Source organism: Cohnella sp. (assembly GCF_041641335.1).
Classification (GTDB): Bacteria; Bacillota; Bacilli; order Paenibacillales; family Paenibacillaceae; genus Cohnella.
In genome coordinates this window covers 1-21047 of sequence record NZ_JBEPYQ010000064.1, presented here as the reverse complement: position 1 = coordinate 21047, position 21047 = coordinate 1, and the positions used below count along the sequence as shown (strand labels likewise).

General features: G+C 58.0%; 17 protein-coding genes, 1 other RNA gene and 1 other annotated feature (1 of these 19 running past the window's edge). Of the genes, 17 read left to right on the top strand and 1 reads right to left on the bottom strand.

From position 1 onward, the window contains the following. Positions 1-211: a binding site (T-box leader), on the bottom strand; it reaches 23 nt to the left of the window's first position. A gap of 130 nt (positions 212-341) precedes the next feature. Genes ACESLM_RS19795 through argS form a run of 5 tightly spaced genes read left to right on the top strand, consistent with a single transcriptional unit; the run spans position 342 to position 7363 of the window. After that, a complete protein-coding gene (locus ACESLM_RS19795) occupies positions 342-1973 on the top strand; it encodes a diguanylate cyclase (RefSeq protein WP_372633297.1) in 1632 nt (543 codons plus the stop codon). Between the two features lie 20 nt (positions 1974-1993). Then, the gene (locus ACESLM_RS19790; RefSeq protein ID WP_094045117.1) at positions 1994-2359 is read left to right on the top strand and encodes a response regulator; all 366 of its coding nucleotides are present in this window, start codon (positions 1994-1996) and stop codon (positions 2357-2359) included. Next, a complete protein-coding gene (locus ACESLM_RS19785) occupies positions 2352-5204 on the top strand; it encodes an ATP-binding protein (RefSeq protein ID WP_372633295.1) in 2853 nt (950 codons plus the stop codon). The genes ACESLM_RS19790 and ACESLM_RS19785 overlap by 8 nt, the downstream gene beginning before the upstream one ends. A 48-nt stretch (positions 5205-5252) precedes the next feature. Continuing rightward, entirely contained in the window at positions 5253-5681 is a 429-nt protein-coding gene (locus tag ACESLM_RS19780) for a YwiB family protein (protein ID WP_372633293.1), read from the top strand. Between the two features lie 5 nt (positions 5682-5686). Beyond that, positions 5687-7363, top strand: a complete 1677-nt coding sequence (gene argS, locus ACESLM_RS19775; RefSeq protein WP_372633291.1) for an arginine--tRNA ligase — start codon at positions 5687-5689, stop codon at positions 7361-7363. Between the two features lie 3 nt (positions 7364-7366). On the opposite strand, the gene ACESLM_RS19770 is transcribed toward argS, so the two are convergent. Further along, the gene (locus tag ACESLM_RS19770; RefSeq protein ID WP_372633289.1) at positions 7367-8512 is read right to left on the bottom strand and encodes a S8 family peptidase; all 1146 of its coding nucleotides are present in this window, start codon (positions 8510-8512) and stop codon (positions 7367-7369) included. A 392-nt stretch (positions 8513-8904) separates the two neighbouring features. Here ACESLM_RS19770 and rpoE point away from each other — a divergent pair, with 392 nt between their 5' ends. The 12 genes from rpoE to dnaX all read left to right on the top strand — a co-directional run. Beyond that, entirely contained in the window at positions 8905-9489 is a 585-nt protein-coding gene (rpoE, locus tag ACESLM_RS19765) for a DNA-directed RNA polymerase subunit delta (protein ID WP_372633287.1), read from the top strand. 271 nt (positions 9490-9760) lie between these two features. Continuing rightward, positions 9761-11365 (top strand): CTP synthase, encoded by a 1605-nt coding sequence (locus ACESLM_RS19760; RefSeq protein ID WP_094045043.1) that lies wholly within the window; start codon positions 9761-9763, stop codon positions 11363-11365. A 389-nt stretch (positions 11366-11754) separates the two neighbouring features. Further along, positions 11755-12150 carry a response regulator gene (locus ACESLM_RS19755; protein ID WP_094045045.1) on the top strand — a complete coding sequence of 132 codons (396 nt, stop codon included), beginning with the start codon at positions 11755-11757 and terminating at the stop codon, positions 12148-12150. Positions 12151-12288: 138 nt separating this feature from the next. After that, a complete protein-coding gene (gene fba, locus ACESLM_RS19750; protein ID WP_094045047.1) occupies positions 12289-13143 on the top strand; it encodes a class II fructose-1,6-bisphosphate aldolase in 855 nt (284 codons plus the stop codon). 118 nt (positions 13144-13261) lie between these two features. Continuing rightward, complete coding sequence (locus ACESLM_RS19745) at positions 13262-14512, top strand: UDP-N-acetylglucosamine 1-carboxyvinyltransferase (protein ID WP_094045049.1); 1251 nt, start codon at positions 13262-13264, stop codon at positions 14510-14512. Between the two features lie 65 nt (positions 14513-14577). Continuing rightward, complete coding sequence (gene rho, locus ACESLM_RS19740) at positions 14578-15885, top strand: transcription termination factor Rho (protein ID WP_372633321.1); 1308 nt, start codon at positions 14578-14580, stop codon at positions 15883-15885. A gap of 22 nt (positions 15886-15907) precedes the next feature. Beyond that, positions 15908-17158: a radical SAM family protein gene (locus ACESLM_RS19735; protein WP_372633285.1), complete on the top strand. Its 1251-nt coding sequence runs from the start codon at positions 15908-15910 to the stop codon at positions 17156-17158. Between the two features lie 189 nt (positions 17159-17347). Beyond that, on the top strand, positions 17348-17545 hold the full coding sequence (gene rpmE / locus ACESLM_RS19730) for a 50S ribosomal protein L31 (protein ID WP_094045053.1): 198 nt from the start codon (positions 17348-17350) through the stop codon (positions 17543-17545). Between the two features lie 118 nt (positions 17546-17663). After that, positions 17664-18056 (top strand): hypothetical protein, encoded by a 393-nt coding sequence (locus ACESLM_RS19725; protein WP_372633283.1) that lies wholly within the window; start codon positions 17664-17666, stop codon positions 18054-18056. Positions 18057-18170: 114 nt separating this feature from the next. Next, positions 18171-18436: signal recognition particle sRNA large type (ffs, locus tag ACESLM_RS19720), an RNA gene on the top strand. A gap of 192 nt (positions 18437-18628) precedes the next feature. Then, positions 18629-19741, top strand: coding sequence for a two-component system sensor histidine kinase NtrB (locus tag ACESLM_RS19715; protein ID WP_372633282.1), 1113 nt, complete (start codon positions 18629-18631; stop codon positions 19739-19741). 66 nt (positions 19742-19807) lie between these two features. Beyond that, positions 19808-21047 (top strand): DNA polymerase III subunit gamma/tau (gene dnaX, locus ACESLM_RS19710; RefSeq protein ID WP_372633280.1); only part of this gene is annotated, 1240 nt, incomplete at its 3' end.

Genomic DNA, 21047 nt, shown 5'->3' with positions numbered 1-21047 from the left:
CGGTACCACTCTTCTAGCATTCCCGCATAGGGAAGCCGCTTCGTTAAAAGGTAACGGCTCGTCGCCGGACTTCCCTACTGCCGCCTGCAAGGACCGCGGTTCAGGAAATCGACTCCCGAGTGCGCTTCCTTCGAATCCCGCGCCGGCTCCCACCATCCCCGGCTCGCTGCAGTCAGGAAAAACGAAGTACTCTCTCGTTCATCGTCGTTATCGTTATTCGTACATTATAGCCATTTTGGTCCCGAGTGACAATCCGCGTTCATCCCGTTCAAGTTGTTACCTTTGTTTTGGAGTTATCCGATATAATAGTAGAGCTATATGTTTCGCTCAGGAGGGTTCCCGTGCAGAAATATCAAGACGCGTTGCTGGCCAACATCCGCAAGCAACTGGAAATATGGTTCGAATCCGGCTCCGCTATTCCCGGCGTGGAAGCGGAGCGGTTTTTGCATTCCGTGAAAGGCACGTCCGGCACGATCGGCCTGACCAAGCTTTACGGCATATCGGGGGAATTGCTGGAGCGGATTCGGCATCGTTCCGAAGACGAGCCGTGGGAGCCGGAGAAGCTGCGGACGTTCATGATCGAGCTGATCGCCGTATGCTACGAGATTCAGCATCAGGAAGCCGCTCATTCTTCGCTCGTGACCGCGGAGAACGACCAGTCGGGCGACCAGCCGCTCGTCCTGATTCTCGACGACGACGCGGCGCTGCTGCATTATCTGAAGGAGGAGCTGGAGAGAGAGGGCTATTACGTCATCGCGACCGTGAATCCCGCTCTGGCCATCCATTATTTTCACGACCGCGCGCCGGACTGCTTCATTCTCGATCTGCTCATTCCCGAGCAGGACGGGTTCGAGGTGATGGACGCGATCAAGGAGCAGATTCGCAAGCGGTACATTCCCACGACCGTCATCAGCATGGACACCGCCCGGGAGACGAGGCTGCGGGCTTTCCGGATGGGGGCGGACGACTTTCTGGACAAGCCGCTCGACATGGAGGAGCTTCTCGTACGGATTCAGCGGCAGTTAAAACGCAAAAAGCAGCTGGACGAGCTTCTGTTCATCGACGAGCTGACGGGGGTCTACAACCGGAAATATTTGGAGGAAGCTTACCGGACGCTCTGCCTGGACGCGCAGAGAATCCAGGAGCATTTCACGATGGCGATCGTCGATCTGGATCATTTCAAGTCGATCAACGACCGTTACGGCCATATCTTCGGCGACCGGGTGCTGGCGGAGTTCGCGGCGTTCCTGAAGTCGCACATGCGCGCGGCGGACGTCTTGATCCGCTACGGCGGAGAGGAGTTCATTCTGCTGCTGCCGAGAACGCGCGAGGAAGACGCCCGTTCGCTGCTTAAGAGGCTGGGGGACGCATTCGGCCGGATCGACTTCGGGGAGAAGGGGGAGGAACTGCGTGTCACTTTCTCCGCCGGCGTCATCGAGATCGTAGAGCCGGATCCCGCCCGTTGCCGGGAATGGCTGGAGCTGGCGGATCAGGCGTTGTATTTGGCGAAGGAGCTCGGGCGCAACCGCATCGAAGCGGTGAACCGGGACGCGGAGTCCAAACCGCTGGCGAGGAAGCCGCGAATAGCGATCGTCGACGACGACCCGATCGTGCGGGCGCTGCTGACCGAATATTTGCTGGAGGCGATCGGTCCGGGCAGGTGCGGGGACATTCGCGCATACAAGGCGGGCGAGGACTTCCTGGAGGACGGCTGGTATCGGGAGAAGGCTTCCTATATCGTCATCCTGGACGGCATGCTGCCGGGAATGGACGGGCTGGAGGTGCTGAGCCATCTGCGCTCCCTATCGGAATCGAACCGCTATTCGGCGATTATGCTGACCGGACGCTCGGATAACGACGACATCGTCCGCGCTCTGAAGCTCGGGGCGGACGATTACGTGACCAAGCCCTTCCGGCTGGAGGATCTGCGGACGCGGATTTTGCGCTTGATGCAAAGAATGGATTTCAACTAGAAGAAAGAACGGTGATCGCATTGTTCAAGTTGTTGGTGGCGGAAGATGAATCCGCCTTGCGCATGCTGCTGGCCGATACGCTGGAGGATGAGGGGTACGAAGTCGATCTGGCTTGCGACGGCGAAGAGGCGTTGGAGAGAATCGCGGAAGGCTCCTACGATCTCGTCGTTCTGGACAACATGATGCCCAAGTACACGGGGTATGAGGTTATCGAGAAGGCTCGGCAGCTCCCGGATGGGAAGCATCTGAAAATTCTGATGCTGACGGCCAAGAGCCAGCAGGCGGAACGGGACAGGGTGCTGCTCGCCGGAGCGAACGACTTCATGTCCAAGCCGTTCAGCCCGCTCGCTCTCGTGCAGAAGATCGGGGAAATGCTCGATGCGTAGCTTGAAGAGCCATTACTATAAGAGAAGCATCACGACCCGGTTCGCCGGATTGATGATCGTGCTGCTTCTGCTCGTGTTTATCGGCGCGGCGTTCATCTACTGGAGCGATCGCCAGATCGAGAACGAATACCGGGAAGCGCACGACCGTTACAAGCTCAAGCAGCAGCTGACCCAAGAGGCGATGATGCATCTGAACGGCATTTCCATTCGTTCGTTCGCTTATTTGGCGGCGCCGGACGATCGGGAATACGAGTTTGTGGTCGGTGCCGGGGATCAATTGAGCGCCGTGATCGCCCAATACGCGAAACTCTCATTGGAGGGGCGCGAGCAGGAGTTCGCGGCGGAGTCGGAGAGATTCCGGGACCGGTACTTTAAAGGCTGGTTTCCGGATGCGGCGCAGCTGGCGAAGGATAACGACAGGACTGGGTTGCGCCGGATGTTCGCCTCCGAAGAGGGGCGGACGCTGGAGCGCCTGGTCCAGGAGACGAGAGAGCTCCATGCGTTCTACCAGCAGAAGCTGGATGAGACGAGCGCGCTTCTGGCCGATTCCGTAACGAAGCGGAACATTCAGTTCATCGTCTACGTCTCCGGAATCGTGGCCCTGTCCGGCATTGTCATCCTCATGGTCGCCAGGGACTTCGGGATGCCGATCAGCAGGCTGGCCGCCAACGCGAAGCAATTCGCGGCGGGGCGCGAGCAGGATATTCGATACACGAACAGGCAGGACGAGATTGGAGGACTCGCCAGGGCGATGGAGGCGATGATGTCCGAGATTCAGGCCAAGGCCGGAGAGCTGCGGGCCCAGAATGAAGAGCTGCTGGCCCAGCAGGAAGAGTTGCAAGCCCAGCAGGATGAGCTGACGAAGGCGCTCGGGCTCATGGAAGAGAACGAGGCGAGGCTGCGGCGGGGCAACGAGTTCGTGCAGGCTCTGGCGAACACGCTGGACCGGTCGGAGCTGCTGAAGAGCATCATTCGCAACATGGTGCATATTCTGAAAGCCGACAAAGGCATCGTTATCCGGCTGACCGCGGATCGGGACCATGCCGCGTACGGATTGTCCGAGGAGGCGATCCGCAGATTCGTCGAAGCGGCGGACGATGGGCTGCTGGCGCGCGTGAAAGAAAGCAAGTCGGCGTATTCGCTCGAACGTCCGGCCACGTCGGCCGAACTCGGGTATCACGGCGAAACCGATGGGCTGCGGGCTTGCGATTTTTACTTGCCCGTCTTGAACTCCGACAATAAGGTGACCGCATGCATCGTGCTCACCCGAATCGGGGCGGCGCTGACGGACAGGGAAGAAGCCGAAGCATCCGCCTTCGCCAAACAGATTTCGATTTCCCTCGACAAGCTGGAGCTGTACGAGAAAGCCGAACGTCAGCGCCAAATGGTGCAAAATACGCTGGATTCGCTTCACGAAGGCGTACAGCTGATCGACAAGGAAGGGACGACGGTGCTCGTCAACTCGAAATGGATCGAGATGATGGGCGACGAAGCCGGCCGGAGCTGGAATCCGACCATCGAACAATACGGCGCTTACGTTCAGCCTTACGTCAAGGATCCCGTTCCGTTCGGGAAGTTCATCTCCGATATCGTGGACGGACAGGAGACGGAGGCGAAGAGCATCGTCTACGAATGGGAAGGGCCGGTCAAGCGGCACATTCAGATGTATTACGAGCCGCTGTACCGGGGAGAGGAAAGAATCGGCACGCTGTTCGTCCACCGCGACGTGACCAGAGAGCACGAGATGGATCGGGTGAAATCGGAGTTCGTCAGCACGGTCAGCCATGAGCTGCGGACGCCGCTGGCCAGCGTGCTCGGCTTCGCGGAGCTGCTGCTGCACAAAGAGCTGGCCCCGGAGAGGCAGAAGAAATACATTCGCACCATTCATAAAGAAGCGTCCCGTCTGACGGCTCTGATCAACGATTTTCTCGATTTGCAGCGGATGGAGTCCGGCAGGCAATCTTACGATTTCGCGAAGGTGAGCGTCGTTCCGCTCATAAGGGAAGTGCTCGAGATGCAGCAGGTGGCCTCGGCCAATCACACGTTCGAATGGGTGAAAAATACGGACGAGACGGAAGTATACGCGGACGCGGACAAGCTGAAGCAGGTGTTCATGAACCTGATCGGCAACGCCGTCAAGTACTCCCCCGACGGAGGCACGGTGACGGTCGCTTGCGGAATGGAGGACGGGCATCTTCGGATCGACGTCACCGACGAAGGATTGGGCATCCCGTCGGAAGCGCTGCCCGGGCTGTTCTCCAAGTTTTATCGCGTAGACAATTCGGATCGCCGGGAGATCGGGGGCACCGGACTCGGGCTCGCCATCGTCAAGGAGATCATGGACGTGCATAAGGGCAAGGTGTCCGCTTCGTCCGTCTACGGACGGGGCAGCACGTTCACCTTGACGCTCCCGTTGCCGGCCGAGCCGGCGGAGAGCTGGCGGAGAGAAGCGGCGGCGGGTTCCGAACGGGAGCGCACGGCGGAGATCTACCTGATCGAGGACGATCCAGACTTGGCCGATCTGCTGGCGGACGAGCTGGAAGCTTCCGGCTACGGAGTCAGCCGGTTCTCCAACGAAGAGGCTGCGATGAAGGCGCTGCAATCTTTCGTTCCCGCCGCCGTCGTGCTCGATCTTGTGCTGGAGCGCGGGACGGACGGCTGGCTCCTTGCCGAACGGATCAAGCGGGACGAGCGTCTCCGGGACGTGCCGATCGTCGTGTCGAGCGCCTTCGAGGAACAGGAGCGGGCCCGGCGACTCGGCGTTACGGAATATCTCGTCAAGCCGTATCCTCCCGGCAAGCTGGCCGAGGCGCTGGGACGCATCGTCGCCGGTCGTTCGATTTGAATTGGCTGAGGGTTCTGTATATAGTAGTAACAAGAGTATGAGACGTGGGTGAGAACGGCGATGCCGGACAAGCGGAAAGTAAAAGTCGGCTTCCGGAGCTGGCAGGAGGACGGAAGCGTACGGCGATCGGAGATGCCGGGAGAGCTGTTCCGTCTGAATACGGGCTGGGCGCTGACCTATGTCGAGGAGCCCGACGAGAACGGAGTGCAAGCAAACAACACGCTGTTCATTCGTGAGAACGAGCTGCAGCTCAGACGGCGGGGTTCGATATTATTCGAGCAGAAATTTCGGCAGGGACAACTCGAGACGGGCAAGATGGAGACGCCGTACGGACTTCACGGAGTGCAGGCGCTCACTTCGCTGCTCGACAGCGAAGTGTCGGATTCCGGCGGCCGCGTGGAGTGGTCGTACGACCTGCTCATGCAAGATCAGAAGGTCGGAAGCTTCCGCATCCGGCTCGATATTCGGGAGGAATAAGCTAGATGAGCGTATTAGAGCAATTGCAATTATCGGTGAAAGAGGCGCTGGCGGACGCGGCGCTGGCGGCCGGCTTGGTCGCGGACAAGGGCGAACTGCCGGTCATCGCGCTGGAGGTTCCGAAGGACAAGGCGCACGGAGACTTGGCCACGAACCTGGCGATGCAGCTGACGAAGATCGCGAAGAGAAATCCGCGGCAGATCGCCGAGGCCATCATCGGCAAGCTGGAAAAGGGACGGGCCTACATTCAATCGGCCGAAATCGCCGGTCCGGGCTTTATTAACTTCCGTCTGGACAAGAGCTACCTGTACCCCGTTGTCGGCGAAGCGCTCGCTCAGGGCGATAAGTACGGCTATATCGATGCGGGGCAAGGCAAGAAAGTTCAGGTCGAATTCGTCAGCGCCAACCCGACGGGAAGCCTGCATCTGGGCCATGCGCGCGGAGCGGCAGTCGGCGACGCGCTCTGCAGCGTGCTGTCCGCGGCCGGCTACGAGGTGACGCGCGAATATTATATCAACGATGCCGGAAACCAGGTGAACAATCTGGCCAAGTCGCTGGAAGCGCGCTACCGTCAGGCGCTGGGTCAGGAAGCGGAAATGCCGGAAGACGGGTACTACGGAGAGGATATCGTCGGCTTCGCCAAAGAGTTGGCTGAAGAAGAAGGGAACCGGCTGCTGTCCCTGTCCGACGAGGAGCGCTTCTCGTTCTTCCGCCGTTACGGGCTGGACAAGGAGCTGGCCAAGATCAAGCGCGATCTGGCGCGCTTCGGGGTGCGGTTCGACGAGTGGTACAGCGAGACTTCGCTCTACGAATCCGGCAAGGTGATCGAAGTGCTCGACGCGCTGCGCGCCAAGGGACACGTATACGATCAGGACGGAGCGGTCTGGCTCGCGTCTACGACGTTCGGCGACGACAAGGATCGCGTGCTCGTGAAGAACGACGGCAGCTATACGTACTTGACCCCGGACGCCGCTTACCATATGGATAAGTACAAACGGGGCTACGACCAGATGATCAACATCTGGGGAGCCGACCATCACGGCTACATTCCGCGGATGAAGGCGGCAATGGCGGCGATGGGCAACGATCCGGACAAGCTGACCGTGTTGATCGCCCAGATGGTCAGCCTGTTCCAGAACGGCGAGAAAGTGAAAATGTCCAAGCGGACGGGCAAGGCGATCACGATGGAGGATCTCATGGACGAGGTCGGAGTCGACGCCATCCGCTATTTCTTCACGATGCGGAGCATGGACTCCCATCTGGATTTCGACATGGATTTGGCCGTGTCGAAATCCAACGAGAACCCGGTGTTCTACGTTCAGTACGCGCATGCGAGAATATGCAGCATTTTCCGCCAGGCGGAGGAGCAAGGAGTGGCGGTTCGGAATTGGACGGAAGTCGACTTGACTCGTCTGACGGCCGAGCAGGAGCTCGACCTTCTGCGGAAGGTGGGGGAATTGCCGGAGACGATCGCGGAAGCGGCGCGCATCTACGCGCCTCACGCGATTATCCGCTACGTCTACGAACTGGCCTCCCAGTTCCACAGCTACTATAAGGCGGAGCGCGTCATTACCGAGGACGCGGAGCAGAGTCAGGCCCGCTTGCAGCTGCTTGCCGCGATCCGAATCGCGATCGCGAACGCGCTGGCGCTCGTCGGCGTGTCCGCCCCGGACAAAATGTAAAGCTCACAATTGATCCGCCGCGCTTAAGATGCGCGTTACGTTAAGCTCCCCGGCCGTCCGGGGGGCTTTCGCGCTTCTCAGGGGGACGGCGGCGTTCTTGACGATCGACTTGATCTGTCCCGGGGAGAGTCCCGGCCTCAGCGACAGCAGCAGGGCGATCGCTCCCGTCACGTGCGACGTGGCCATCGACGTTCCGCTCATCTCGCGATGCTTGCCTTTCAGCCAGGAAGACATGATCCGATCGCCGGGAGCGTAAATATCGATGAGCGAGCTGCGGTTCGTGAACTTGGCGATGCGTCCGGTCCGGTTCGTCGCTCCGACGGCGATCGTCTGGCCGAAGCCTGCCGGATAATCGATGTCCCCGACCCGGCCTTCGTTGCCGGACGAGGCGACGATCAGCACGCCCGAATGGTAGGCGTGATTGACGGCGCTGAGCAGGGAGCGGCTTTTCGTGCGCATGCCGAAGCTCATATTGACGACGTCCATATGGTTGCGGACGCACCATTCGATGCCCAGGACGATGTCGGAGACGTAGGCGGTGCCGTTATGGTCGAAGGCTTTGACCGGATAGATCATCGAGCGCGGAGCGACGCCGATCATGCCTTGAAGCTCGTTGGCGGCGGCGATCGTTCCGGCGATGTGCGTGCCGTGGCCGTTGTCGTCCTGGGGCAGCGCCATCCGGTTCAGCAGGTTGATGCCGCGTTCGAGCGAATGCCGCAAATCCGGATGTCCGTAATCTACCCCGGTGTCGATAACGCCCACTTTCACCCGATATCCCGTCGTTCTTCCCCAGGCTTGCGGCGCTTGAATGCGACGCACCCCCCAGGGGATGCCTTTGTCGGTGACGATCGCTCCTTTGGGAAGCGCGCGGGTCCGGATCGGCGCGTCTTCTTCGCAGGCCGCCTTGCCGGCGAGCGCTAAGGTTAAGCGGAGAGCATCGTCGGCGGGGCATGAGACCGCCTGGATGAGCGGGAGAGGGCGAATGCCGCCATTCGGCTCTCCGGAACGGGGGGCGCCTATTCGCCATTGCTGCAGGAAACGTTCGTAATCGCGGCGATCAAGAAAGCGCACGATCTGTCTTCGGCCGTATTCCTTCGGCGGGCCAGGGGATTCGTGGAGTCCGTCCACGGCTTGGCTTGCATCCTCCAATGCGGCTTCCCTCCCGAACGAATGTGCAGGGCAAGACGGCGCAACGGGCCGAGCTTCCCTGCCGTATCCTCTACTGTATGAGAGGCCGAAGGCAAAAGCTTGGGAATGTGGCCTTTTTAACAGGAAATAGGCGGCGTCCCGTGTCATTTTCGCCTCTGCGACATAGGATGAATGGAGAGTTTCCCGGTGAGACTCTTGGTCATGCCGGTTCCTCCGCCCGCGGAGCGGCCGGGAAGGATACAGTCGAAAAGCGAAGGCGCCGTCCGCCGGGGACACGCCTTCGCTTTTTCGTTTTAGCGACTTGCAATTTTAGGCGAAATACGGTTTACTAAAGGTTGACAAATTAACGTGAAGGTTTATACCGGTTCACATACAGAGAGGATGGAAGTCGCGTGAGCGCCGAATACGTGCTGAAAATCGACTCCGAGAAAATCCGCGAGATGCCGATGGTCGATCTGGCTTATGAGCTGTTGAAGACAGCGAACACCCCGTTCTACTATCGCGATCTGATGATGGAAATCGCCAAGATGCGCGGATTGTCCCAGGAGCAAATCACGGAAGTCATTGCCCAACTCTACACGGAAATCAACATCGACGGAAGATTCGCCTGCGTAGGCGGCAACGTCTGGGGCCTGAAGCGCTGGTATCCGGTCGAGCGTTCCGACGAGCAGATGGGAGGCGCGAAGCGTCCTCGCATCATCAACGACGACGACGATGACGAAGACGACGATCTGTACGGCGAAGACGAGGAAGTCGCGTCCGGAGACGACGAGAGCTACGATCTGTTCGACGAGGATCAGGAAGGCGTGTTCGAAGAAGGCGAAGAAGCTGCGGACGCCGACGACGAGGTCGTGCTCGAGGACGAGGAAGAAGCCGAGATCGACGAAGAGATTGAACCGGTCGACGAGGACGAAGATTTCGACGACGAAGAAGAGGAAGCTGCAGACGAAGATTTCGACGACGAAGACGATAATTGACCGGTCCGCGGCGCTTCCGGGCGCCGCGAGAATCCGGCTTTCCCGTAGGCGAAATGGGGGAACCGTTCTACTTGACACCGCCCATTCCAGAAGTTAAACTTAGGCTTGGGCTTTAGAAGCGCGGTTTTCTATAGTGATGGATTTTGAAAAGTGCCCCCATTTATTGGGTGACACTTTTTTATTTTTTCCCCGGTTTTGCAAGGGAAAAACAGTTTCAGGCAAAGCTAATCGAGAATGCCGCATCAGCAGGCAGCGGGAGGTTTCGTACAGGGTGACCAAATATATTTTCGTAACGGGGGGCGTCGTCTCTTCGCTCGGCAAGGGCATAACGGCCGCTTCGCTGGGCAGGTTGCTTAAGAATCGCGGGCTTAAGGTGACCATTCAGAAGTTCGATCCGTACATCAACGTCGATCCGGGGACGATGAGTCCCTACCAGCACGGAGAAGTGTTCGTGACCGACGACGGGGCGGAGACCGACCTGGATTTGGGACACTACGAGCGGTTTATCGATATCAATCTATCGAAGAACAGCAACGTGACGACAGGCAAAATTTATTCGACAGTCATCAGCAAGGAGCGCCGGGGAGAATATCTCGGCGGCACGGTGCAAGTCATTCCGCACATTACGAACGAGATCAAGGACCGCGTCTTCCGCGCGGGCAAGGAAGCCGGATCGGACGTCGTCATCACGGAGATCGGCGGCACGGTTGGAGACATCGAGAGCTTGCCGTTCCTTGAGGCGATTCGCCAAATCAAGAGCGACATCGGACGAGATAACGTGATGTATATTCACGTGACGCTCATTCCTTATATTAAAGCGGCCGGAGAGGTCAAGACGAAGCCGACCCAGCACAGCGTGAAGGAACTGCGCAGCATCGGCATCCAGCCGAACGTCATCGTCTGCCGCACGGAGTATCCGCTGGCCGACGATCTGAAACGCAAGATCGCCTCCCTCTGCGACATCGACGCCAACGCCGTCGTCGAATGCCGCGACGCCTCGACGCTGTACGAGGTTCCGCTTAACCTGCGCGAGCAGGGGCTCGACGACTATGTCGTCAAGCATCTGAATCTGAGCGCCGGCGCTCCGGACATGACGGAGTGGGAAGCGCTCGTGAACCGGGTGAAGTCGCTCAAGAAGACGACGGAAATCGCGATCGTGGGCAAGTACGTGGCGCTTCACGACGCTTATCTGAGCATCGTCGAATCGCTTGCTCACGCGGGCATCGACGCCGATTCCGAAGTGAACATCCGCTGGGTGAACGCGGAAGAGATCGAGCCGGGCAACGTGGAAGAGAAGCTGGGCGGAGTCCACGGCATTCTCGTGCCGGGCGGATTCGGAGACAGAGGCATCGAAGGGAAAATCACCGCGATCCGTTACGCCCGCGAGAGCGGCACGCCGTTCTTCGGCATCTGTCTCGGCATGCAGGTAGCGGTCGTCGAGTACGCCCGTTACATGGCCGGCCTGGACGGCGCGAACAGCTCCGAGATTCACCCGGCGACGCCGTATCCGGTCATCGACCTGCTTCCGGAACAGAAGGATATCGAGGACCTCGGCGGCACGATGCGCCTCGGCCTCTATCCGTGCAAGCTGGTGCCGGGCAGTCTGGCGGCGCAATGCTACGGGGACGAGCTCGTCTACGAACGTCACCGCCACCGGTACGAGTTCAACAACGAGTACCGCGAGCGCATCGAATCGGCCGGCCTGCTTATTTCCGGAACTTCGCCGGACGGACGTCTCGTGGAGATGGTCGAGCTGCCGGACCATCCTTGGTTCCTGGCGGTGCAATTCCATCCGGAGTTCACCTCGCGTCCGAACCGTCCGCAGCCGTTGTTCCGCGAATTCGTGAAAGCGGCCTTGCGTCGTTCTGAAGCGTAATCCGGGAGAAGCGACGGGGGGCTGTCCCATAAGTAAACAGAGGCGTACAGAACGATTATCGTTGGATTGATGTTCATGGGCATCTATCTCCCTCCGATGCTATACGATCCTGAAATAGGAACGGTAAACCCGTTAAGAGGTGATTTCAGGACCGTATGAGGCAGTCTCCGGGAGATAGATGCCCACCTTTTTTCATCGACAATCTTGTACGCCCTTACTTATGGGGACAGCCTTTTTTTTCGGATGCTGGAGGACCGTTGAATAAGAAGGGCCGCAAAGTGTCAATAATCGATATTTGAAACGTTGTACATATTTTTACATGGAAAGAGAAGGAATTCGCGCTTCTGGTCACGAATAAGGCTACAACAGTGATTCGGGGGGATGAGCTCTTGGACAAGAAAAGATTATTGATCGTAGACGATCAGGTCGGTATCCGCATTTTGTTGTTGGAGGTTTTCGCTACCGAGGGCTATGACACCTTTCAAGCGGCGAACGGAAGAACGGCTTTGGACATCGTGCGCACGAACCGTCCCGATCTCGTTCTGCTCGACATGAAGATCCCAGGGATGGACGGGCTTGAGATTCTCAAGCAGATCAAGGAGTACGACCGGGACATCAAGGTCATCATGATGACCGCTTACGGAGAACTGGATATGATCAAGGAAGCTACGGATCTGGGCGCGCTGATGCATTTTACGAAGCCGTTCGACATCGACGAGATGAGGCTGGCCGTCAACATGCAGCTTGGGCACGGGTCGTCTTCCCAGTTCGCTACCGGCTCGTGATTCCGCTCCCGGGCCGGAGGCGCGGTTAAACCTGGAAACAAGAGTTCGGTTTACCTCGCAAAGTTATTTTGTGTTATAATAACGCAGTATGTACGATGCGTGAGAAATCGAATGAAACCGCAGGAGGAATTGTACACTATGCCATTAGTTTCGATGTCCGAATTTTTACCTCAAGCCAAAGCCGGCAAGTATGCTATCGGTCAGTTCAACATGAACAATCTGGAGTTTGCCCAAGCGATCACGGAAGCCGCGATCGCGGAAAATTCCCCATTCATTTTCGGCGTCAGCGAAGGCGCTCTGAAATACATGGGGATGGAGTATACGGTTGCGATCGCCAAGGCGGCTGCCGAGAAATCCGGTCTGCCTATCGCGCTGCACCTGGATCATGGCAGCAATTTCGATATTGCAATGAAATGTATCCGCGCCGGTTTCTCCTCCGTTATGTTCGACGGCTCCCACCATTCCTTCGAGGACAACATTCGCTTGACCAAGGAAGTCGTTAAGGCTGCTCATGCGATGGGCGTATCCGTCGAAGGCGAACTGGGCACGATCGGCGGCGTCGAAGACGATCTGAGCGTGGACGAAGCGGACGCGAAGTTGGCCAAGCCTGAGGAAGCGATCCGTTTCTACGAAGAGACGGGCGTCGACTGTCTGGCTATCGCCGTAGGTACGGCTCACGGCATGTACAAGGGCGAAGTGAAAATCCACTTCGATATCATCAAAGAGGTTGTAGCCAAAATTCCGGTTCCTGTCGTTCTTCACGGCGGCTCCGGCGTTCCGGACGACATGATTCGCGAAGCGATTCAATCCGGAGCGGGCAAGATCAATGTGAACACCGAGAACCAAGTCGCTTGCACGGCCGCTATTCGCGACGTTCTCGGCAAGAACGACAGCGTGATCGATCCTCGCAAATATTTGACGCCTGCCCGCGACGCTATGAAAGCCGTCGTACAGGAGAAAATTCGCCTGTTCGGAAGCAGCAACAAAGCATAATCGAGCACAGCATCCTATCATCGTATTTTAACGCGGGAAAACGTCATGGGGCGTTTTCCCGTTCCTTCATGTGCCGGTGATTCCCATCGGCAACAACACGAGGAGGAAGACGGCATTCATGGATAAATTGATGGTCCGCGGAGGCCGGCCGCTCAGAGGGACGGTCGGAATCAGCGGCGCGAAGAACAGCGCCGTCGCTCTTATTCCCGCTGCAATACTGGCGGAATCCGAGGTCAGGCTGGACAACCTCCCGCAGCTAAGCGACGTAGCGGTCTACGCGGAGCTTCTGGAACAACTCGGCGGCAAGGTAACATGGCAAGAAGACACAATGACGATCGATCCGTCCGCGATGACATCGGTTCCGATGCCGAACGGAAGGGTCAAGCTATTAAGGGCATCTTATTATTTAATGGGGGCTTTGTTAGGTAGATTCGGGGAAGCGACGATCGGTCTGCCCGGGGGCTGCAATTTCGAACCGCGCCCGATCGATCAGCACATTAAGGGCTTCGAAGCGCTTGGCGCCGAAGTGACGAACGATCACGGATCGATTCGGATCCGGGCCAAGGAATTGAGAGGGGCCAAAATCTATCTCGACGTCGTAAGCGTCGGAGCCACGATCAACATCATGCTGGCGGCTTCGCGCGCCAAAGGGTTAACCTTGATCGAGAACGCGGCGAAGGAGCCGGAGATCATCGACGTGGCGACTCTGCTCAACGCCATGGGAGCGAAGATCAAAGGAGCGGGCACGGAGACGATTCGCATCGAGGGCGTCCGCGAAATGCACGGATGCCGCCATTCGATCATTCCCGACCGCATACAAGCTGGAACATACATGATCGCCGCTGCGGCTACCCGGGGCGACGTCCTTATCGATAATATCATTCCGAAACATCTGGAAGCTATGACCGCCAAGCTGCAGGAGATGGGCGTACATGTGTACGAGATGGACGAAGCGATCCGCGTCGTCGGACAATCCCTCTACGAGGCCGTGGACGTCAAAGCTCTCGTCTATCCTGGCTTCGCCACCGACCTGCAGTCGCCGATGACGAGCTTGCTCACGCAGGCCCGCGGAGTCAGCGTCCTCTCTGATTATGTCTACAACAACCGGTTCAAGCATGTTCCCGAGCTGGTGCGCATGGGCGCGCAGATTCGGGTGGAAGGCCGGTCCGCGATCATCGAGGGAGCTCCGCTTAACGCCGCCAAGGTCAAAGCCGCCGATCTTCGCGCCGGCGCCGCGCTCGTCGTGGCCGCGCTGACGGTCGAAGAGGGCACGACGGAGATCAGCGGGGTCGAATACATCGACCGGGGATACGAGCGCCTCGTCGCGCAGCTCAGCAATCTGGGCGCCGAAGTATGGAGAGACGGATAGGTTTCATTTCGATTCGAAGTTCACCTAATTCACAAAAAGTAGGGATTCCATTGACCGATCTAACGATGGGCGATCTGGAAGGGCTTAAGCTGACCGAGCTGTACAAGCTCGCCAAGCAGCACCAGATCAATAACTATGCCCAGATGAAAAAGAGAGAATTGATTATCGCGATTTTGCGCGCGCAGGCGGAACGAAGCGGCCTCATGTATATGGAAGGCGTACTGGAGGTTCTGTCGGAAGGCTTCGGGTTCTTGAGGCCGATCAACTACTTGCCGAGTCCGGAAGATATTTACATCTCGGCCTCGCAAATTCGCAAATTCGATTTGCGCACGGGGGATCTGGTGTCCGGCAAATGTCGGGCTCCGAAGGAAAGCGAACGTTATTTCGGCCTTCTGCAAGTGAACGCCGTCAATGGCGTAGCTCCGGAAACCGCCGCGGAACGCCTGCACTTTCCCGCACTCACCCCGCTCTACCCGCAGAAAAAAATCAAGCTCGAAACGTCTCCCACTCACCTGTCTACCCGCATCATGGATCTTATCGCACCCGTCGGATTGGGCCAACGCGGATTGATCGTCGCACAGCCGAAAGCGGGCAAGACGCTGCTGCTGAAGGAAATCGCCAACAGCATCGCGACCAACCATCCGGAAATCGATCTGTTCGTGCTGCTGATTGACGAGCGTCCGGAGGAAGTGACGGACATGCAGCGTTCGGTCAAGGGCGAGGTGATCGCATCCACTTTCGACGAGGTGCCGGAGAACCATATCAAAGTCGCGGAACTGGTGCTCGAACGCGCGCTGCGTCTGGTGGAGCATAAGCGGGACGTCGTTATTTTGATGGACAGCATCACGCGCCTCGCGAGGGCGTATAACTTGGTCGTTCCTCCTTCGGGACGCACGCTGTCGGGCGGTATCGATCCGGCGTCGTTCCACAGGCCGAAGCGTTTCTTCGGATCGGCGCGCAACATCGAAGAGGGCGGAAGCTTGACGATTCTGGCCACCGCGCTCGTGGAGACCGGTTCGCGTATGGACGATATCATCTATGAAGAATTTAAAGGCACAGGCAACATGGAACTGCACCTGGATCGCAAGCTTTCCGAACGGCGCATCTTCCCGGCGCTCGACATCCGTCGTTCCGGGACGAGACGGGAGGAGCTGCTGCTCGACAAGGAAGCGCTCGACAAGCTGTGGGCGATCCGCAAGAGCATGAACGATTCCATGGAATACGTAGAGGGCTTCCTGAAGAAGCTGGCCAACACGAAGACGAACCAGGAGTTTCTCGATATGCTGGACGTCAACGCGCCATCGAGCGCGCCAAGCTCCTCCAGCCATTCTTCAAGCACCGGCGGACGCCGGCCTCCTCGGAGCAGCACCTGAGTCTCGAAGGAGAGGTTAAGCGATGCACCTGGTATATGCAGACGAACAAGGCAACGTATTCGATCACCCCGAGCTGTTCGGCGTAGCCCGCAGCGGCGACAATCTCGTCGAGCTTCTCGAAGACGAGCTCATTCCGCTGCCTGCTGGAGCGACGCTTGTCGGCCTGCCGCATACGCGGGCGATCGGCATGGACCCGGACAGCGGCAGAATGCAGCTGCTTCCGGGCAACTATCAAGCGGTGGGAGCTCTGCTGCCGCAGGGCTTTACGCGCTTTTACGTTCCCGGCTACTCGAAGACGGACAAATCGCAGAAGTTTCCTCTGTTCGGCTATACCGCGGTCGTCTGGAAGGACGGCGGGTTCTACGTCGCGGCTGGGCAGAGCGACGATCCGGAACCGTGGAATCCCGAGAACTGCGACCGCAACGAGCTGAAGCTCGAAGTGGACCGGCTGCTCGGGGCTTATCCGGACAACCGGTTGTATAAGCACTTGTCGCACTGTGCGCTGGAATACGAGTGCCTTACGGCCTCCAACACGTTCCTGCAGCGGCTTGAGGGCGCCGTCCCCGTGTCGTTCTCCTGCAACGCCGGCTGCTACGGCTGCATTTCGGAGCAGCCCGACGACAGCGGCTTCGTCGCTCCGCAGACGCGGTTGAAGTTCCGCCCCGAGGTGGACGAAGTCGTCGATATCATGCTGGAGCACCTGAAGACGCCGCGGTCGATCATCAGCTTCGGCCAAGGCTGCGAAGGGGAACCTTCGACGCAGGCGAAGACGATAATCGAATCGATCAAGCGCGTGCGCGAGAAGACGTCGCTCGGCTACATCAATATCAACACGAACGCGGGGCTGTCCAACCATCTGCGGGCCATTACGGACGCCGGGCTCGACTTGATGCGGGTCAGCACGATCAGCGCGCTGGACGACCACTACAACGCGTACTACAAGCCTCGCGGCTATACGCTTAAGAACGTAGAGAAATCGCTTCGGTACGCGGCGGACAAGGGCGTATACACGTCGATCAACTACTTGATCTTCCCGGGCGTCACGGACCGCGAGGAGGAAATCGAGGCGATGATCGGTTTCGCTCGCAGGACGGGGCTCAAGCTGATCCAGATGCGGAACCTGAACATCGATCCGGACGCTTATCTTGAGCTTATCCCGCCCGCTCAGGGAGAAATTTACGGCATGAAGACGCTGCTCGACATCTACAAGCAGGAGCTGCCGGACGTCGTCATCGGCTCGTACACGCACGTGCCTCCGGTTATGTCGTCATAATGCGGATAGGGCGGACAAGCGGCCGTCCATTAAGTCTGGCGCAGCTCGTGCGGCAAAGCCGGTTAAATTCTCCATTCCGTATTCGAAATAAATACGGTTGAATTTCCGTATACGGAAGTGGTATACTCTGTTCATGTGTCTAATACTCTGGGTCCGACTGTTGATCCAGGGCAGAAAGAGGTGAAACCTGTGAAACCATCCATTCATCCGCAATACAACGTAGTTACGGCGACTTGCGCATGCGGCAACACTTTCGAAACAGGTTCGATCAAGTCGAATCTGAAAGTGGAAATCTGCTCGGCTTGCCATCCGTTCTACACCGGTAAACAGAAGTTTATCGATGCGGGCGGTCGCGTTGACAAGTTTAAGAAAAAATACGGTATCTAATCACGCAACCGTTAGCCAGCGTCGACAGACGCGCTCGGTTGTCGTAACGTGCAAAAAAAGGGCCGTATAGAGATAAGCCTCCTTTGAAATCCTACGGGATAAAAGGGAGGTTTTTTTCATGAAAAGGCAATGGCAAACGGCGCTGGCCGGAATTTGTCTGCTGCTCGCGCTCTCCGGCTGCGCGAACAACGGGAAAGCCGGTTCGGGCGTGAAACCGCAAAACTACAGGCAGGACGGTTATCTCGGCCAGACGAACACCCACCCTGGACTGCCGGGTCACCATATCGCGACGGACTACAGAAACGACAACCTGACGATGCGGCAAGCGATCCAGAACGTGCCCGGAGTAGCCGATTCCAACGTCACGTTCAACGGTTCGGACGCTTACGTCACGATCAAGCTGGCGGAGGGGCTTGCCCCGCGGGAAATACCGACGGTCGAACAGCAGGCCGCGACGGTGCTTCGCTTCAACTATCCCCGGTATACGATTCATGTCCAGTCGATGAAGTAAGGTGCGGTTTGCCCTGTTTGGCACACGAGTTGTTCGTCGGCCGGGACGTCGTTTTTACCGGGAACTGTTTCCTTCGGTTGCATTTCCTCTCGCAACTCGCTATACTTAGTTTTGCCGTGCTAGACGGGGAGGTAGCGGTGCCCTGTAACTCGCAATCCGCTCCAGCGAGGTTGAATTCCTGTTTGAGGTTTTGTGATGCAGGTTCCGGTAGGCGCGTTGCCGTGTTGACGGCAGGGTCCTCCGCGAGGGACGGCCATGAACCCGGTCAGGTCCGGAAGGAAGCAGCCGTAAGTGGTTTAGTTCTTGTGCTGGAGGGTAGCCTTGCTTGAGCGACTCGCTCCTATTCGGCTGGTTCACAATTATCGAGATCAGGTGCACGGTTCTGATTCCGAATACGAGCACAGCACCATGACGATTCAGTCATGGTGCTTTTTCTATTCCGGAATGCCGCTATGCGTCACAAGCCTGGAAGGCGAAGAAAATACTTCTCCCCTCATAGGCGGAAGGAGGGAAATCGCGCGATATACCGAATATTTACAATTGCTGGATCGTAGTCCGGAGGTGAAGTGAAAATGATGGACGAACCGGCAAATCTCGCGGAAATCCGCCTGGCCGCCGGAAGCGATGCCAAGCGGGAACGTTATGTCCGGCAATTCGTCAACCGGTTTCTCAGCATGGAGGGAGTCGGCGTGATGCTGCTGGACTCGGATTTTCGCATCGTCGAAGTCAGCGACATGATCGTCTCGCTATGCGGTCTTCCTCGCGCCGATATCGTCAATAAGCATGCGGAGAGATGGTTTGACGAGGTCGGATTGCAGCCCCGGCCGTTCGACCGCAGCTTGCTCGAAGGACAGACCTTCCGCAACAGGGTCTTGAACTGGAAGCAGGACAAGCAGGTGCATATGCTTATGATCGACGGCGAGAGCTTGACGGAAGGGGAGGAGCGGACGGGCGCTTTCGTGCTGTTCCGCGACGTGTCGCACAGAATGGCATTGGAGGAGCAGGTCCGGCGTTCGGACCGGCTGAAGACGATCGGTCAGATCGCGGCGGGCACGGCTCACGAGATTCGCAATCCGCTAACGGCCATCAAAGGATTCATGCAGCTTCTGAATAAGTCCCTTAGGGATCGCGATATGGAGAAAGAGCAAGAGTTCGTCGGCATCGTATTGTCCGAGCTGGATAGGGTGAACGATCTGGTCAGCGAATTTTTGCTGCTCAGCAAGCCCAAGGAATTACGGCAAGTATCGATGAGAGTCGGGGGGATCATCCAGGAAATTTTGCCGATGATCCGCAACGAAGCGCTGCTGCACAACGTAACGGTGATTTATTACCCCAAGCCTGAAATGCCTCCGATATTGGCGGACAAGGAGCTGCTGAAGCAGGTATTCCTGAACTTGGGGAAAAACGCGATCGAAGCGATGGACGGAGGAGGGACTTTAATAATTCGCGAGTGCTGCAGCGCGGAGGAGTCGAACCGGGTTGCGGTGGAGTTCCGGGATACGGGACCGGGAATTCCGCCCGAGGTGCTGGAGAAGGTATTCGATCCGTTCTTCACGACCAAGCCCCAAGGCACGGGACTGGGGTTGTCCGTCTGCCAACGGATCGTGGACGAATTGGGAGGAAGCATCGAAGTGGCCTCGGACGGGGGCGGAACGCTGTTCGTCGTCAGTCTTCCCTGTTCTTGAAGGTGGAGCGCATCCATCCGATGATGTATAATGGGTGAAACGGCAAGCCGACGGGAGCGACAAGCAATGGCACATTTGGCTTTGTACCGGGCCTGGCGTCCCCAGACGTTCAAGGACATGGTCGGGCAGCAGCATATCGTACAGACTTTACAGAACGCGATTCGCGAAGATCGGCTCTCTCACGCCTATCTGTTCAGCGGACCCAGAGGAACGGGGAAGACCAGCGCGGCGAAAATATTGGCGAAAGCGGTCAACTGCGAACACGGCCCCTCGCCCGAGCCGTGCAACTCGTGTTCGCAATGCGAGCGGATTACCGGCGGTTCGGTCATGGACGTCGTCGAGATCGATGCGGCCTCCAATCGCGGCGTGGAGGAAATTCGCGACATTCGCGATAAAGTCAAATATTCGCCGACCGAAGTGCGGCGCAAAGTGTATATTATCGATGAAGTCCATATGTTAACTACGGAGGCTTTCAACGCGTTGCTGAAGACGCTGGAGGAACCGCCGGGCCACGTGATGTTCGTCCTCGCGACGACGGAGCCGCACAAGCTGCCTCCGACGATCATCTCGCGCTGTCAGAGATTCGACTTCCGACGGGTTCCGTTGGAGGAGCAGACGGGGCTGATGAAGGAGATATGCGCGGAGGAAGGCATCTCCGCGGAAGACGAAGCGCTTCGATACATCGCCCGACTGTCCGATGGGGGCATGCGGGACGCGCTCAGTCTGCTTGATCAAATTTCCTCGTTTACGGGCGGACGGGTCAGTCTGGATCAAGCGGTCGAAGCGACGGGAGGGCTGCCTTCCGAGCAGTTCTCCAGACTGGCGGCCGCCATCCGGGAGAACGACGCTTCCAAAGTGCTGATCGAGATCGACGAAATGATGAAAGCGGGGAAGAGCGCGGACAAATGTCTGGAGCAGCTGATGCACTACTTCCGCGATCTGCTGCTGGCGCAGCTTGCTCCGGAAGCCGGCGACTCTTCGGGAAGAGTGGCTAATCCTGCCGAGCTTAAGGAAATGGCTTCCGGATTTTCTCGCGAGCGGTTATTTGCTATCATTGATCTGTTGAATCGTTATCAAAGCGAAATGAAATACGCGGCGCATCCTCAAACGATGTTCGAGATTGCGCTGCTCAAGCTGTGCTCCGGCGACGCCGGCGAGCAATCGTCCGCGCCAGTCTCCGCCGAGGCGGGCGTGAGCCGGGGAGAAATCGGCCAATTAAAGCAGCAGATCGCGGCCTTGGAGAACAAGCTGGGCGCGCTGATCAGTGGCGGAGCGTCCATCGCCGCGCCGGGCGGCAATCGCATTG

Coding starts and splice junctions, on each gene's coding strand:
- ACESLM_RS19785 (WP_372633295.1), top strand. CDS start 2,352: ATGCGTAGCTTGAAGAGCCATTACTATAAGAGAAGCATCACGACCCGG.
- ACESLM_RS19725 (WP_372633283.1), top strand. CDS start 17,664: ATGAAAAGGCAATGGCAAACGGCGCTGGCCGGAATTTGTCTGCTGCTC.
- rho (WP_372633321.1), top strand. CDS start 14,578: ATGGGCGATCTGGAAGGGCTTAAGCTGACCGAGCTGTACAAGCTCGCC.
- ACESLM_RS19745 (WP_094045049.1), top strand. CDS start 13,262: ATGGATAAATTGATGGTCCGCGGAGGCCGGCCGCTCAGAGGGACGGTC.
- ACESLM_RS19735 (WP_372633285.1), top strand. CDS start 15,908: ATGCACCTGGTATATGCAGACGAACAAGGCAACGTATTCGATCACCCC.
- argS (WP_372633291.1), top strand. CDS start 5,687: ATGAGCGTATTAGAGCAATTGCAATTATCGGTGAAAGAGGCGCTGGCG.
- ACESLM_RS19715 (WP_372633282.1), top strand. CDS start 18,629: ATGATGGACGAACCGGCAAATCTCGCGGAAATCCGCCTGGCCGCCGGA.
- fba (WP_094045047.1), top strand. CDS start 12,289: ATGCCATTAGTTTCGATGTCCGAATTTTTACCTCAAGCCAAAGCCGGC.